At 38.9% G+C, this 15,058-nt stretch carries 12 protein-coding genes; 7 read left to right on the top strand and 5 right to left on the bottom strand.

Annotation, left to right across the window (positions count from 1 at the left end; translation table 11 throughout):
* Positions 1-44: 44 nt before the first annotated feature.
* Positions 45-581, bottom strand: coding sequence for a protease inhibitor BamI-like protein (locus AAEU31_RS02790; protein ID WP_199527453.1), 537 nt, complete (start codon positions 579-581; stop codon positions 45-47).
* A gap of 194 nt (positions 582-775) precedes the next feature.
* On the opposite strand from AAEU31_RS02790, the gene AAEU31_RS02785 reads away from it, so the two are divergent.
* Complete coding sequence (locus AAEU31_RS02785) at positions 776-1,723, top strand: ATP-grasp domain-containing protein (protein ID WP_421966357.1); 948 nt, start codon at positions 776-778, stop codon at positions 1,721-1,723.
* A 17-nt stretch (positions 1,724-1,740) separates the two neighbouring features.
* On the opposite strand, the gene AAEU31_RS02780 is transcribed toward AAEU31_RS02785, so the two are convergent.
* Both AAEU31_RS02780 and AAEU31_RS02775 read right to left on the bottom strand, forming a co-directional pair.
* Positions 1,741-3,336, bottom strand: coding sequence for a sodium:solute symporter family transporter (locus AAEU31_RS02780; RefSeq protein ID WP_421966356.1), 1,596 nt, complete (start codon positions 3,334-3,336; stop codon positions 1,741-1,743).
* Between the two features lie 59 nt (positions 3,337-3,395).
* Positions 3,396-4,496, bottom strand: coding sequence for an ROK family transcriptional regulator (locus tag AAEU31_RS02775; protein ID WP_421966355.1), 1,101 nt, complete (start codon positions 4,494-4,496; stop codon positions 3,396-3,398).
* A gap of 243 nt (positions 4,497-4,739) precedes the next feature.
* Between AAEU31_RS02775 and AAEU31_RS02770 the strand changes: the two genes are divergently transcribed.
* The 4 genes from AAEU31_RS02770 to AAEU31_RS02755 all read left to right on the top strand — a co-directional run bounded on the left by AAEU31_RS02770 (position 4,740) and on the right by AAEU31_RS02755 (position 10,743).
* Entirely contained in the window at positions 4,740-7,424 is a 2,685-nt protein-coding gene (locus AAEU31_RS02770; protein ID WP_421966354.1) for a TonB-dependent receptor, read from the top strand.
* A gap of 103 nt (positions 7,425-7,527) precedes the next feature.
* Positions 7,528-9,093: a phosphodiester glycosidase family protein gene (locus AAEU31_RS02765; protein ID WP_421966353.1), complete on the top strand. Its 1,566-nt coding sequence runs from the start codon at positions 7,528-7,530 to the stop codon at positions 9,091-9,093.
* 176 nt (positions 9,094-9,269) lie between these two features.
* Positions 9,270-10,418, top strand: a complete 1,149-nt coding sequence (locus AAEU31_RS02760; RefSeq protein ID WP_138558203.1) for a benzoate/H(+) symporter BenE family transporter — start codon at positions 9,270-9,272, stop codon at positions 10,416-10,418.
* A 13-nt stretch (positions 10,419-10,431) separates the two neighbouring features.
* A complete protein-coding gene (locus AAEU31_RS02755) occupies positions 10,432-10,743 on the top strand; it encodes a cupin domain-containing protein (RefSeq protein ID WP_138558202.1) in 312 nt (103 codons plus the stop codon).
* Between the two features lie 33 nt (positions 10,744-10,776).
* On the opposite strand, the gene hemH is transcribed toward AAEU31_RS02755, so the two are convergent.
* Both hemH and nosR read right to left on the bottom strand, forming a co-directional pair.
* Positions 10,777-11,799: a ferrochelatase gene (gene hemH, locus AAEU31_RS02750; protein WP_421966352.1), complete on the bottom strand. Its 1,023-nt coding sequence runs from the start codon at positions 11,797-11,799 to the stop codon at positions 10,777-10,779.
* Positions 11,800-11,877: 78 nt separating this feature from the next.
* The gene (nosR, locus tag AAEU31_RS02745) at positions 11,878-13,185 is read right to left on the bottom strand and encodes a response regulator c-di-GMP phosphodiesterase, NosR family (RefSeq protein ID WP_138558201.1); all 1,308 of its coding nucleotides are present in this window, start codon (positions 13,183-13,185) and stop codon (positions 11,878-11,880) included.
* A 96-nt stretch (positions 13,186-13,281) separates the two neighbouring features.
* On the opposite strand from nosR, the gene AAEU31_RS02740 reads away from it, so the two are divergent.
* Positions 13,282-14,238, top strand: a complete 957-nt coding sequence (locus AAEU31_RS02740) for a sensor histidine kinase (protein WP_281547339.1) — start codon at positions 13,282-13,284, stop codon at positions 14,236-14,238.
* 86 nt (positions 14,239-14,324) lie between these two features.
* On the top strand, positions 14,325-14,972 hold the full coding sequence (locus AAEU31_RS02735; protein WP_135926734.1) for a UPF0149 family protein: 648 nt from the start codon (positions 14,325-14,327) through the stop codon (positions 14,970-14,972).
* Positions 14,973-15,058: the final 86 nt, after the last annotated feature.

Genomic DNA, 15,058 nt, shown 5'->3' with positions numbered 1-15,058 from the left:
TTGTATCTTGTATCTCGCTAGCTTCCACTTTCCCCTTGTAACTCTTACAACTTCGTTACCCAGCCGTATTCTCCGTGGCTTATAAATTTATAGCTGTCAGTGTGAGTGTTAAGCTGCCCTTGCAGAGTATTTTTTGTTACGGTCATCACTGCTTGATGGCTAGTCTTGTCATCATCAGTGACTTTACCAAATACGCTCCGATCACCATTGCTCGCTTCAATAATATTGCTTATTTCTAGCGTGTAAGTGCGGCTTTCATCAACAGCTAAAATCAAGTTATCACCCGCTTGAAGTGTTTTTAGGGTATCTAAATCGAATTCACTAAACGCTGTGTCACTTAATTTCTCGGGCAAACGACCTTGTTTGTAGAGAAATTCATGGGCTTTGTTTGAAAGCTGATTTAGCGGTGCTGTTAAATTAACAGTAGGTTGCTGAGGTAGCACCTGTTGCTCTGAATTGTAAGTTGCAACATTCGGTTGTGTGTCTGGTTTTGATGTAAAACCATCACTTTGAATATGCCATTCATTCAATGCAAATGCAGTGAGTGGCAAAATGAAGATTAATGCAAGCGTCCTGTTCACATGTTTCTCTTACGGGTTTTAATGTTAACTTAATGTTGATTTTTACCTTAAGTTAACATCTTGGTCAATAGATAATCAGTAAGTTGCGGTAATAATTGTCGTGACGATAAAATTAATTAATTTTACTTAGTTTGCAATGCTCAGCATAATCCGCGTTTTTTTGTCACATAAACCCAAGATTAGAGGTAACGAGTATGCGCGGGTGGATTATTTATAAAGATAGCCAAGGTTTGCTAAAGCAAGAGACCTACGAGGTAGAGCGCTTGCTTGCTGCTGCAAAAGAAGAAGGCATCGACTTACATGTTTACTCGCCTGATCAGTTTGATTTAACAATTACTCGCGAAGATGGCAAAAGCATCTTAATCGATGGGCAATCAGTTGCGTTACCAGACTTCGTTATTCCACGAATGGGTGCAAGCACAAGCTATTTTGCGTTGGCAATTATTCGTCACTTGGAACGTTTAGGTGTGTATTGTGTAAATAGCTCGCAATCAATTGAAACGGTAAAAGACAAATTATTTGCACAGCAAATTTTAGCAGAATGTAATTTGCCAACCCCGAATACCATGTTGGTTAAGTTTCCGGTGAACATTGATTTAGTGGAAAAACAGATTGGTTTTCCTGTCGTGATAAAGACGTTATCGGGCTCGCAGGGTAGTGGCGTATTTTTATCAAAATCAAAAGATGAGTTTGATGACTTAATGCAACTTATTGAAGCGGCAAATCCACAGGCAAATATCATTTTACAGCAGTTTGTTAAGTCGAGTCATGGTCGAGATTTGCGAGTGCTTACTATCGGTGGGCGTGCTGTTGCGTGTATGGAGCGTAACTCACAGGGTAAAAACTTTAAAGCCAATGTAAGTGCCGGAGGAACAGGTAAGTCATTTCCTATTACACCTGAAATCGAATGGCTTGCAACTCAAACTGCTAACGTACTCAACCTTGATGTAGCGGGCATTGACTTATTATTTGACGAGCAGCACTTTAAAATTTGTGAAGCAAACTCAAGCCCAGGTTTTGAAGGTTTAGAAGGGGCGTTAGGGATTGATGTAGCCAAAGAGATTTTGCACTTTATTCGCATTCGTCTGGGTATTTTTGATAAGCCCGAAGTACTCGAAGAGCCTTGTTTAGAGGCCGTTTAATTCAGCTTATTGATGACTTAGCTAATAAATACAATTGTGACTCCAATCGTTAAGGTAGAAAAAAGAATAACTGCAATTATCCAGTCTTTTGCTGCGCTAATGATATCTTTTTTATTTAGTGAAAACCGGTGGTTGTGGTTTTTATGTAAAGGCAGCCCAATTTTGTTGAAAAAATCGAAATGTATTTTATCAGGTAGTTGGGCTTTGCTTTTCAGCAAAAATAATATTATCAGGGAGCTTGATAGGTTTAAAAGCATAGGCATTGAAAACCAGTAGATAGCTTCTTTAGGGATGATAACGAAGTATATTACGCCAAGAGTGATTGAAGATAGGTAACCTAAAATTTCTGCATTTAAAGTGATTTTCCACCAAAACCAACGACCAATTGCAAATGGTGCAAGCCCTGCAAATATTACTATATGAAGTTGATAAATAAACAATAAGCTGTCTATAAAACCCAATAGGTAGATTAAATAGCTAATTATACTTAAAGCAAGTACTGATAAAAAATAGACATTTTTTTTGCTTAGTTTTGGCTTTTTCTCTATGTAAAAATCATTAGTAATGAGTGATGCGCCCCAATTTAGATGAGAGTCAACGGTCGATATGTATGCAGCAATTAAGCAAAAAATAAAGAGATTTATTAGTTCAGGCGGCAGTACTTTCATAATCACATGAGCATAAACTTGATCTGCGCTTAAGGAGGTGTTTGTTAAGGTTATCGCGACGACTCCAATTAATATCCACGGAATACTTCTGACAAAAAAGTGAATAACACAATGCATTAGAATCGCTTTTTTTGCGTCTGACTCACTTTTACAAGATATCACTCTTTGTATCAAAGGCCCGGAACCTGGCGCTTTGTATATCCATGCAATGACTAAAAAAATCCAAAAATAAATTGATTCATTCTTAGACGTACTATTATCTAAAAATAGATTCTTCTTCTCTTCAGGGACTTCAGCAATTATCGAAGCTAAAGATTGGCTTTCAAGAATAAAATACAAGGCGACCCATGAAATACCGACAGCAAAGAAAAGCTGGAAAATATCGGTAATTATTACTCCTTTTAATCCAGACAGTGCTGTGTACATTACAACAATAAGAAATACGACAAAGATGCAGAGCTGAATTTGAAGTTCTGTAAAGTGCAAAATGGGATGCTGAATGAGTACTTCAGACAAGATTATTGAAAAAGCATACGTCAGACTTGCTAAGACAATTGCATTAAGAATACCCCCTTCAAAAATAGCTTTAACTTTTCTTAAAAAACGTGTGTGTGAGGAGTCTCCATAGCGAAGTTCGTACAGCTCAACTTCTGTCTTTATACCACTTCGATACCAGTATTTGCTGAAGAAAAAAGCAGTAGACAGCAAACTTAGAATACCAACCCACCATATCCAATTACCGCTTATCCCAAAGCTATATACTAGTCCAGCTACTATAATCGGCGTATCACTAGAGAGTGTTGTAGCACTCATTGATGAGCCCGCTAGATACCATGGTACATTTTTATTGGCGGTTATTAATGAGTCTGAAGATTGTTTGTTGCTCTTTAGCCATAACCACAATACAACTAATAGAGAGCCAATCAAGAAAAGCCACAAATGCACAATGAGCCCTGAGTTTTTTAGGTAAGATAAATATAAATCATTTCATATATATTGCATTATTAGTATAGGGTGCCTAAAAAGTGGTAAATGGCCAAAGTGCTTGCACCTTTGCTTAATGGTGAAGGCTCATTATCAATAATTAACTCAGCTTTTTTAGCTTCTGTATGTTTATAATTTAACGCTTTAAATTTCACAGTATCAGCAATTGTCTTTCTAACTTGATAGGGAAGATCTCCCGAAATAACAATAGCGCTTGGGTCAAAAAGGACTTGGATAAAATGAAGAGGTTGTTCAAGTGCATTAGTAGCACTATCAAGCCAATCCAAATAATGCTGGTGATCGACAGAACTTGGATCCAGCGAATCTTGCCAACTTTCTATATTGCTTTTTTTTAAGTAAGAACTCAGCGAGCTTAAACAGGGACGAACTTCTTCTGGGTCTGGGCTAAATAGTGCCGCAACCTCTCCAGCATTACCTGAATGTCCTTTTAACAGTTGCTGTTTTGTTATGAATCCACCACCAATGTTTTCACTTAAAGTAAGTACAAAAGCACTTTCTAGATCACTGCCTCGATTTGATAGTGAATAACCAACAGCGTTTGCGTTCCCATCGTTTTCAATGTAGCAGGGAACTTTAAATGCGACTTCAAAAAAAGAGGCTAAGTCTAATTTTGTCCACTCATCAACATTGTATTTATTGCAAACAGCGTTAGATGATACAAAAAAACCAGAGATTGCGACGCCAATACCTATAATTTGATCGGCGATAGCCATACTGTCTAGTACACTCTTTAGCGTACTTTCAGCTGTTTCTAAACACTCTTTAGGGTTTGATAAATCAATTTTTTTTGAAATTTCGGCAATATGGTCGCCACATAAGTCATCTAATCTAATTATGAGTTTGCTGTTAGCGAAAACGACTCCAACCGCATAAAGTTTATTCGGTTTGATGGTGATATTGATAGCAGGCTGACCTCTTGAACCTAATGTTTTTGATTGTTGTTCAATTAGCTCATGCTCTAATAGCGACTTAGTTAATCTTGTCAGCGATTGGTTTGACACACCCATAACTTTGGCAAGTTCAACTCGGCTCGCTTTATGTTTGCGTCTCAAGTAGCTAAGAATAAATTTTTCATTTTTATTTAAATTAATCAGACTCATAGGTAAAACCATTGAACTTAACAGTAAATATGACTGTAATATTACACATTAAATAACTAAAAGTTAATTAATAAATTTAATGATTAACTATCTTCACATTTAAGTCTTTGAATTGACGTTTTTTAGTCATTACCAGATCATTTTTGTAGCAAGTTTTTTGACTTTTTACTTCCAATATCGGATTAAATAACATAATGTGATTTAATTGACGGGTACATAATTAATGATTCAACAGGAGATAAAATGAAAAAAATAAACAAGTTTCATCTTAATTTATCCACTACTGCACTTGCTTCAATTGGCTTGCTAGTGGGGCATTATGCGCACGCTCAATCCACCAGTAGTGATGAGCGTGAGTCTGAATTAGAGGTAATTGAGGTCCAGGGGGTACGAGCAAGCCTTAATAGAGCGTTAGGTCAAAAAAGAGAATCTGTAGAAGTTACAGACTCAATCTCTGCTGAAGACTTAGGTAAGTTTCCTGATTTAAATATTTCAGAATCTCTACAACGTGTTCCTGGAGTAACTTTAAATAGGAACAGTAATGGCGAAGGTCAAGCAATTAACTTAAGGGGACTGGGTCCACAGTTTACACGTGTTGAAGTGAATGGAATGTCGGGTACCTCAAATGGTAGTGGGGGACGTTTTGCTACAAGTTCTGGAGGACGAGGGTTTAACTTCGAACTTTTAGCAGCAGAACTGTTTTCTAATGTGACAGTTAAGAAAACTCCCACTGCAAAACAAACTGAGGGTGGTATGGCAGGTGTTGTAACGCTAGAAACACCTAAACCTCTGAGCTATGAAGGGACTAAGTTCACTGTATCAGCGCAAGGGAATTATAGTGAAGTTTTAGAAGAGGCTGATCCTAGAGGGTCTGTGTTCTTTAGCCATAATATAGACAATACACTTGGCTTTTCTGCAAGTCTTGCATATTCAGACACTCATTTTCAGTCTAATACCGTGGAAAGTGGTGTCTGGCGACCAATGAATGTAGTGGGTCGTGGTGATTCGGATGATCTCATTGCTAACGGCACTCGCTATTATATTTTTGATGAACAAAGAGACACACTTGGTTCGACGTTTAGTGCACAATACCGCCCTACAGATAGTCTTGAAATGTTGCTTTCTGTGCTTTATGCAACATCAGACAGTGAAAGGCTGGCAAATAGAAATGATATGCCAGTAGAAAACCCTGGTGAGACTGTTAATTTTAGCTCTGAGAACGGTATCGTAAATTCAGCATCTTTTAGTGGTGTCCAGCAGCGTGTTGGAACAAACTACTTAACTACTGATGAAGAGTTCACGCAAGTTACATTTGATACAAAGTGGGACTTAAACGATTATTGGCAAATCCGCCCATTTATTGGTTATTCAAAACGCGATGCTAAACGTCAGTTTGACCTTTATTCATTTCGATTAGCTGAGAATGGTGAATTTGATCCTGGTACTGTTTCTTATGATGTTAGAGGTGACTTTGTAGATTTTCAGTCATCCCACACTGATTTTACGTCAAACCCCGAAGATTTTTTATTCAATGTTTTTATCTTACGTCCATCGGTTGATGAGGATGAAGAAATAACGGGTAAACTTGATTTCAGCCGATACTTTGATGATGGGGCATTAACCAGCATTGATTTTGGCTTTAGATATTCAGAACGTGAAAAAACACGAGTTCAAACTCAGGAGCGACTTCAACGTTTACCTGAAACAGGCATTGAAGATATGCCTAGTTTAGCGAGTGTTGCGATGACGATGCCTTTTGAAGTCGATGGTTCATCGGCACCAAACTCACAACTAGTTGCTGACCCTCGTTTAATACGAAGTGTTTTTTATCCTCAAGGTGATGCTGTTTCAGGCGCTTTTATAAGGCCATTACCTGGATTTGGTGCATCAGAAAGTTGGCAAGTAAATGAAGATACCTTCAATGCTTATGTTCAAGCTAACTTTGATTTTGAAAGCACCCTACTCAATGTTGGGCTAAGGTTGGTTAAAACAGATCAAACAGCCTCCGGTAACACAGTTGAAAATCAATTCCAACCTACTGAGCGCATTACGCCAATTACTGTATCAAATAGTTATACAGAGTACTTACCCAGCGCAAACTTAAGACATGAACTGAACGACAATTTACTTTTAAGAGCTGCTTATTCTGTTACGTTGACGCGCCCAGACTTACCTGCACTTGCACCATCTGAGACAATCCGTGGTATTGACGAAGGGGGTGGTACAGGTGCAAAGGGTAACCCAGAGCTACAACCTTTCACATCTTCAAATTTTGATCTCGGTATGGAATGGTATTTTGAAGAAGAAGCATTGCTAGCTGCCAATATATTCTATAAAGACATAGAAGGTCTTATAGATACGACTTCATTTACAGAAGTGCGTTCATTCCCTAGGCAGTCTGACGGTGTAATTGTCTCTGCACCTATTATATTTACCCAGCCTGCTAACGGTGTTGATGCAAGTGTTAAAGGTGCTGAATTTGCCTTCCAAAAACCATTTACTTTCTTACCTGAAGGTATTTGGCAAAATTTCGGTGGACTATTTAATTTAACTATTACTGAGAGCGCAGCAGATTTTAATACTGAAGACGATGTGAGAAGTAGCGGTCTACCAGGGTTATCAAAGTTAAGTTATAACGCATCTATTTATTATGATGACGGTGCGCTAGATATGCGACTTTCTTACGCTTGGCGTGAACGCTATCTTGCTCAGTTCTCAGATGACTTTGGTGTTCCAAGGTTTATTGACGATTTTGGTCAGCTAGATTTGTCTGCAAATTATCGAGTGAATGATGATCTGCAACTTCAAATGCAAATTTTGAATCTAACTAATGAACAAATGATAAATCAAGCAACTTCTCGCTACTTGCCATATGGAGTTAGTGAGCTTGATCGCCGTGTGTTGTTCGGTGTTCGATATAGCTTCTAGAAGTACTGATAATAATTGATTTCCCTATTATCAGTTTAAGTAGGCTGGCCTGCCCGCCAGTCTACTTTTTTGTTTGATTGGTTTATGAAAAGTGGAGTTAACTTTGTTTAAATTATTTAATTGCATCATTTTAGGGTTAATAACATTACAACCCTCACATGCTAATTCAATGATTGAGCTCTCTAAAGGTGTGTATTTTGAAGAGATAGTTATTCGAACATCTGATGAAGTAAGTTTTTTAATTGAAACTCAGCCGTATCATTTGGCAAGGAGTAAAAAAGTAGAAAAAATTCTCGCTGATTTTTCAGCTAAACATCATCTATCAATGGTCACCCATGAATTAGAGTTTCCTGATTATTTGGGTAATCAAGTACCTTTTAAAAAGTTCTCTATTACGCCAATTTACAGCCTTGATGATGCTAAATCATTTTTAATGCAACTTTTAGAGCAGGGTATTCAAGCTCAGGAAATACTCAGATGCTCTAAGTGTAAAAGTGAAACAAATCAATTGATCAGTGTAGTGAAAATTGATCCTAACCTTTTTCGTGGAAAGGTAATCTCTAGTTTAGCTACTCAGTCTGTTAGTGGGTTAGCAACGGTTAGTGAAATTAGTGAGTCAAATAATTCTTTAGTGAGTGTGAATGGTAACTTTTTTGTGATGCATCCTAAATTAGGTTTACCTGGAGATATTTCTGGTATTGCAGTTGAGAATGGGAAGTTATTGAGTGAAGCTGTTAATGATAGACCCGCTTTAATCATAGATAATAAAGGTAAAATTAAGGCTACTATTGCACATAGTACAAATACAAAAATAGTTTTACGAAAGGGGAGTGAGGAGCTAGCCATTCACGGATTAAACCGCTTGCCTAATAAAATACTCAATTGTGGTAATTTGCAAAATGGCGAATTTCAATTTCCTACTCATGATGTTGTTTGTACAAACAACAATGAAATTGTCGCTTTTACAAAAGAATTTGGTCCACTCAATCTTTTAGATGAGATTGAAGCTGAATTCTATATTTTAAATGACAATAATAGCAGCCTGTCTAAAATTAGTGGCTATCCAAATATACTCAAGGATGACGAAACTTTATTTTTAGCAACAGGTAGCACTAAAGGGAAGTTTGATGTCTTTATAAACAGCCAAAAAGGTGAGGATGTATCTGTTAGTTATCAGGTATATGCGGATGGAAATGAAATCAGATTACGAGAAGGTCTTTTTATTATTGGAGGTGGCCCCACTTTATTACTGAATTCGCAAATTCCTTTAGCGAATTGGTATAAGCAAGGTTGGCATATCTCTAGTCATAAAACAGCAATCGAAGGGCAAGATACAACAGATTTTGAATCAGATGAAACTTTAGATCGTAGTAGCTTTTATGCAAGTTGGGTATATGGGGAACACCCTAGAACTTCTGTCGGTATTGATGCTAAAGGAAATATGTTTATTTTTGCTGTTTACGGAAGAAACCCGTATTTAAGTCAGGGAATGGGTTTGACAGAGCTAGCTGATTTCATGAAGAGTAAAGGTGTGGTTGATGCGATAAATTTGGATGGTGGTGGATCAACTTCAATGGTTGTTAATGGCCGTTTGACAGGAATCCCGTCTGATAATAAAGGTGAGAGAGCAGTCGCTGATGCGTTATCTATTATTGTAAAACAGAAGTAATAAAATACTTATTATGTGCATCCAGTAAGTTAAAAGTAGGTTAGGCGTGTATATAACACGCCTTTTTTGTGTCATCTGTATAGTAAATAAACTTACAAATACTACAAAAGTGTACAGTGCTAATTAGCAAATCATAGGATAAGGTAGATTTTTTTATTGGCAAGGAGTGTGTGTACATGAGTCAGCTCATCAGTCGAGCAACTGCGGGTTTAGTGGCTGTTATTATCGGCTTTACCAGCTCAATCGCGCTTATTTATCAGGTTGTGATGGTGTTAGGTGGCACCCCCGATTTAGTTGCCAGCTGGGTGTTAATGCTTGGTCTTGCTATGGGCGTGAGCTCAATTGCTTTGTCTTATTACTACAAAGTGCCCATTCTTATCGCGTGGTCAACAACCGGAGCGGCATTACTTATTTCAAGTGCTCAAGGGTATAGCTTAAACCAAGCTGTTGGCGCGTTTATGTTCTCTGCAGCGCTGGTGTTTTTATCTGGTATTACCGGCGTGTTCGAAAAAATGATGAACAAAATTCCAAGCCAACTGGCTTGTGCCATGCTTGCAGGTGTACTGGTGAATTTTGGCATTGATGTATTTAATTTTATGAACGAACTGCCATTAGTAATTGGCTTAATGGTCGCGGTGTATTTATGCGGAAAACGTTACTTTGCGCGCTTTGCAATGCTTGCGGTTGTTGTGGCTGGCTTTTTAATGGCAGGCATAACAGGGCAAATCGATACCTCTAGCTGGCAGTGGAAAATGAGCGAGTTTGCTTATATAGCGCCAGTGTTCGACATTAATGCCATGATCAGTGTTGGTTTACCGCTGTTTATAGTAACGATGACATCGCAAAACTTACCTGGCATCGCCGTGTTAAAAGCGCATAAATATAAAGCCCCTGTGTCGGCGGCGTTAAATGTAACGGGACTTTTAAATGTGTTTATTGCGCCTTTTGGTGGTTATGCAATTAATCTTGCTGCCATCACTGCGGCAATTTGCATGAGCCCTGAGGCTGATAAAGACCCAAGCAAGCGTTATTGGGCAAGCATTGCGGGTGGTGTGTTTTACATTATTATGGCGCTCCTTGCTGCAACGCTAGTTGGTTTGGTAGCAAGTTTGCCGCAAGCTCTTATTTTAGCGTTGGCGGGTATTGCGTTATTCGCCACCATTGCTAGTAGCTTACAGCAAGCTTTAACTGAGGCGTATTATACCGAAGCCGCTATAGTGACCTTTTTGGTCACAGCTTCTAACCTAACCTTATTCTCGGTCGGTTCTGCGTTTTGGGGGATTGTTGCTGGCACGGTGACTTTGGTTATGACACGTAAAGATTGAAGGACTTGAAACGATGCAAGTTATACGAAGCCACGAATTTACAGCTGAACGAGCTTGGGGAGCATTAGATATTGCCAATATGAATGGTATTACAACTCGTTTGCACTGGACGAATGAACCTTACAAATGGCACATCAATAATGGCGAAGAGGTTTTTGTGGTGTTAAGTGGTCAGGTTGAAATGCTTTATAAACAGCATGGTGAAGTATGTGCTGAGCTTCTTAATCCAGGGGATATCTTTTTTGCCAGTGTTGGCACGGAGCATGTTGCGCATCCCAAGGGAGAAGCGCGAATTTTGGTTATCGAATCGCAAGGCAGTGTATAACAAAAAAAGCCCCAGTTTTACTGGGGCCTTTTGTTATTTCAGTAATGGTTTTATCACTTCAAATATCGCATTGATGTGATCACTGCGGGTATTGAGTGCTGGTATGTATCGGTACTTTTCACCACCTGCATGTTCAAAAATTTCACGATTTTCGCCTTCAATTTCTTCTAAGGTTTCTAGGCAATCGGCACTAAATGCAGGGCTGATAATCGCTATATCCTTAATACCTTGCTCTGGATAGCTTTCAAGTGTGGCATCGGTGTAAGGTTTTAACCACTCAGCTTTACCAAAGCGGCTTTGGAAAGTTGTTACAGCAAAGTCTTTCTCAAAACCCAGCTTTTCAGCAACTAATCGGGTAGTTTGCATACAAAAGCAGTAGTAAGGGTCACCATTTTCTAAAAATTGCTTAGGTGTACCGTGGTACGAAAACACCAGTTTTTGTGGTGTGCCATGGGCATTTAAGTCTTCACTAATGCTAGCGGCGAGGGCATCAATATAAGTTGGGTTATTGTGATAACCATTAATAAAATGAAGCTCTGGCACCCAGCGCCATTTACGAAGCACATTTGATACTGCATCAAACGTTGAACCTATGGTGGTGCTTGAATATTGCGGATACATAGGCAGCACGATAACGCGAGTGATGCCTTTGTCGCGAAGCTCTTCAAGGCCTGCTTCAATCGATGGGTTACCATAGCGCATTGCCATAACCACTTCAGTGTCGTGGTGCCCTTTATCTTTTAATAGTGCTGCAAGGCGTTTACTTTGTTCTCGCGTAATGTGTGTTAGTGGTGAGCCGTTTTCAGTCCAGATGCTTTTGTAAAGTGCTGCTGAACGTTTCGGGCGCAGCGTTAAAACAAAGCAATACAGGATAATCATCCAAATAAAGCGAGGGATCTCGACGATACGTGGATCAGATAAAAACTCGCGTAAGTAAGTTCTAAGTGCCGCTGTTGTTGGTGCTTCTGGGCTCCCTAAGTTGGTCAATAAAATACCCGTTTTTTTATTGAATCGGCCGTCATGCGGGTTATCGGTTATAGCGGAAAATCGCGACACTGAGCGCTCCTTTATGAAGTAAACGTTATATAAATTGTATTGTAACGAACTAACCTGAATATGTGATCACTTTATTCGCTAATTTTTGATCATGATCCTGAAAGGACTTGGTTTTTTAGCTTCAAGCTGTTGTAGCTTGCTAATTGATTTAGGGCCAAATACATGCCCTTTTGGTAGTAAAAGAATTCCATCGTAGTTTCTTAGTGCGTGGCCTAAAACCATGCCATTTTTTAGTTGTTGAGCAGAGATAATTTTCATAGTGCCAACTTGCTGATCACTGGCACAGGTTATTTTTAAACTGCCGAGGGTTTCTAAAATCTTCGGGTGGTAGTAGGTGCCACTGTATAATTGCAATTGGTCAAGCGCACTTTCAAACTTGCTGTTGTCTTGCACATTTATATGTGCGATTGTTTGCCAAAAGTCTCTAGCCACCGCTAAAATCATTGCGGTAATCGGTATTTCTTTACCTTTTAAGCCTTTGGGTATGCCCGAGCCATTGTAGTGTTCAAATTGATAATAAATAGCCTCAGAAACATCATGTAAATGTGGTGCAGGCATAAGCATTAACTGGGCTGTACTTGGGTGAGTATAAAATAACTTTTTTTGGTTTTCTGTAAGCTCTCTGGTTGGCTTTTTGTAAAGCTCTGGCTCCATTGCTAGCAGCCCTATCTGCGCAAGGTATCCAGCCATTTCAGCCATTTCGATGTGTTGCTTATCTAAACCAAGTTGCTCTGCAATTTGCTTGCTGGTAGTGGCAATGTTTTGTGCTTGCATACCGTCTAGATAAGGGTTTGCATTAATGAAGTTGTATAAAATCTCAAAGGTTGTGCGGTGCTCGTGTTTTTCACGCTCGTTTACTTCTTCGAGCTGTTTAAGCACTTTACGAATTTGTAGAGTTCGCTTTTCGACCATTTGCTCAAGGTTATTGTTGAGCTCTTTTAGTTGCGCATTTTGTGCTTTAATTTGCTGTTCAAGGCGTTTGTTTTCTCGTTTAAGAGAGGTTTTTTCAATGCCATCACTAATATTGCGAAGCAGTAACTCGTTCTGCCAAGGTTTTTGAATATAAGCATGGATCTTACCTTTATTGACTGCGGCAATAGTGTTGTCGATGTCTGAGTAACCGGTCAATAAAATACGTTGTGGGTCTGGTGCAATACTAAGTGCTTGAGCAAAAAACTCCGCGCCATCCATCTGTGGCATGCGCATGTCACAAATAATCACATCAAAATTATAAGCCGCTAATAGCGTAAGACCCTCTGTCGGATCTGCTGTCGCTTTTGCTGAGATATTATGTGCAGATAACAACCTTAATAAAGTGCGTAAAACAATTTCGTCATCATCAATGCATAATACTTGAATATGCTCTTTGCTTACTTTTTCTGCCATAGCGATTTACAGTGAACCATCGTTAATCAATAACATAGCCTTAAATCTAGGCTTGTGCTAGGTTTTAAGTGATACAGGCTAAAGTTTGAGAGAAAAATGAATGACTTTAAGCAAGCTTATTTACTAGAAAAAGCAGCTAGGGAAGAGGCAGAGCAACTGTTAGCAGACAAGAGCCGTATTCTTGTTGCATTAAACAGTGAGCTTGAACAAAAAATTGCAGACTTAGAGCGTCATCAAGCAATGTTTATTCAAGCAGAAAAAATGGCGACTTTGGGCACACTATGCGCTGGGGTTGCCCATGAAATTAACAACCCCCTTGCTTATAGCATTAGTAATGTCGATACCCTTAAGGAGTATTGCAATTATTTCAGTGCATTATTAGCTAAATGTGATGAATTTGCCTGTAGTGAAATGGATAAAGCGGCGTTTTGTCAGCAATTAACCGATTTAAACAAAGTACACTCTGTTCGTTATTTAGCAGATGATTTGCCTGACTTAATAAATGACACAGCGCAAGGTTTACAAAGGATCAGCAAGATAGTTGCAAATTTGCTCGATTTCTCTCGACCAAAGGGCCATAACAAACAGTTTGCTGATATGACTGATGCGGTAAAAAGTGCAGTTAAGTTATTAGCGAATCAACTTAAAGGATGCGATTTACAAACTGACTACCATACGATTTCTGAGAGCTGGTGTAATTTAGCTGCTATCAGTCAAGTGATTGTGAATGTATTAATAAATGCAAAGCAAGCTTGTGATGCGAGTAGCTCAAAAGCGCAGATCACTGTGTCGGTCTATGAACTTCAACATCATATTTATATTGATGTTGAAGACAATGGCGTGGGGATGTCAGCAGAAACTATCGCTAAAATATATGATCCTTTCTACACGACCAAACCGGTAGGAGAAGGCACTGGAATGGGAATGACCATGGTTTATGCGATTGTGCATGATCATCAAGGCACTATTGAAATACAAAGCACAGAGGGAACGGGCACGCGCATTAGTTGTGTATTTCCAGTGCAAAGTCACGTTAGAGATGTGGTTAACTAATTGACACAATTTAAGTTGTTGCAAAACGCTGTAGATTCGATAGTGTAAGACTAAGTACTGACCAACATTAGATATAAAGGCACACTATGTTTAACACAGAAAGCTCGGAAGTATTGAAAAACTATCTCGCAAGTCAAAGTGAGACGAATCAAGTTAGTTTAGATCAGGTCATTGGATTTATGGCTGGACTGCTTGCCTGCTCTGAGTTTTTTGGTGAGTCAGAGCTTGCAAATTATATCGCTGATAACGATGAATCAATATTCAATACATTAATGACCGATTCAGAGCCGCGCGATGCAATGATTGAGTTACTTGATAATGTGACAGAAGCTCAAGTTGAGCAAAAGAAAATACTTGCTCATTTATATTCCAATGATGCTGATGCAAATGAACCTAGCCAAGCATTACAAGACTTTTGCAGCGGTTACATTGCTGCATACATAGTTAATCAAGATATTTGGCACAGTGACTTACAGTTTTTACTGCAAGCTGATGAGCAAAAAGAAGCCAGTGAAGAAGGGCAGCTTTTCATTGATAACTTTGAAGCTACACTCGATTTATTAACTACTTTTGCAATGTGGGATCAAGCACTTGCTAATCACCCAGAGCCAGAAAAATTGGGTGAAGGGTTTGCGACTTTTTTTGCTGCATTAGACGAGAGTTTAGCCGAAATAGCCACCATGGCCTTAATGCTCGAAGATGAAAAGCTGGCGATGTTAGAGCAAGATCAATAAATAGATTTAGTTGGTAGAGATAAGTAAATGGTTGCATTAATTTGCTTATTTCTACTATTTATTGAATAATTCCTCCCTTATAAAAT

This window comes from Pseudoalteromonas thalassia, assembly GCF_049257215.1.
Lineage (GTDB): Bacteria > Pseudomonadota > Gammaproteobacteria > Enterobacterales > Alteromonadaceae > Pseudoalteromonas > Pseudoalteromonas lipolytica_C.
This window is presented reverse-complemented; position numbering and strand designations above follow the sequence as displayed.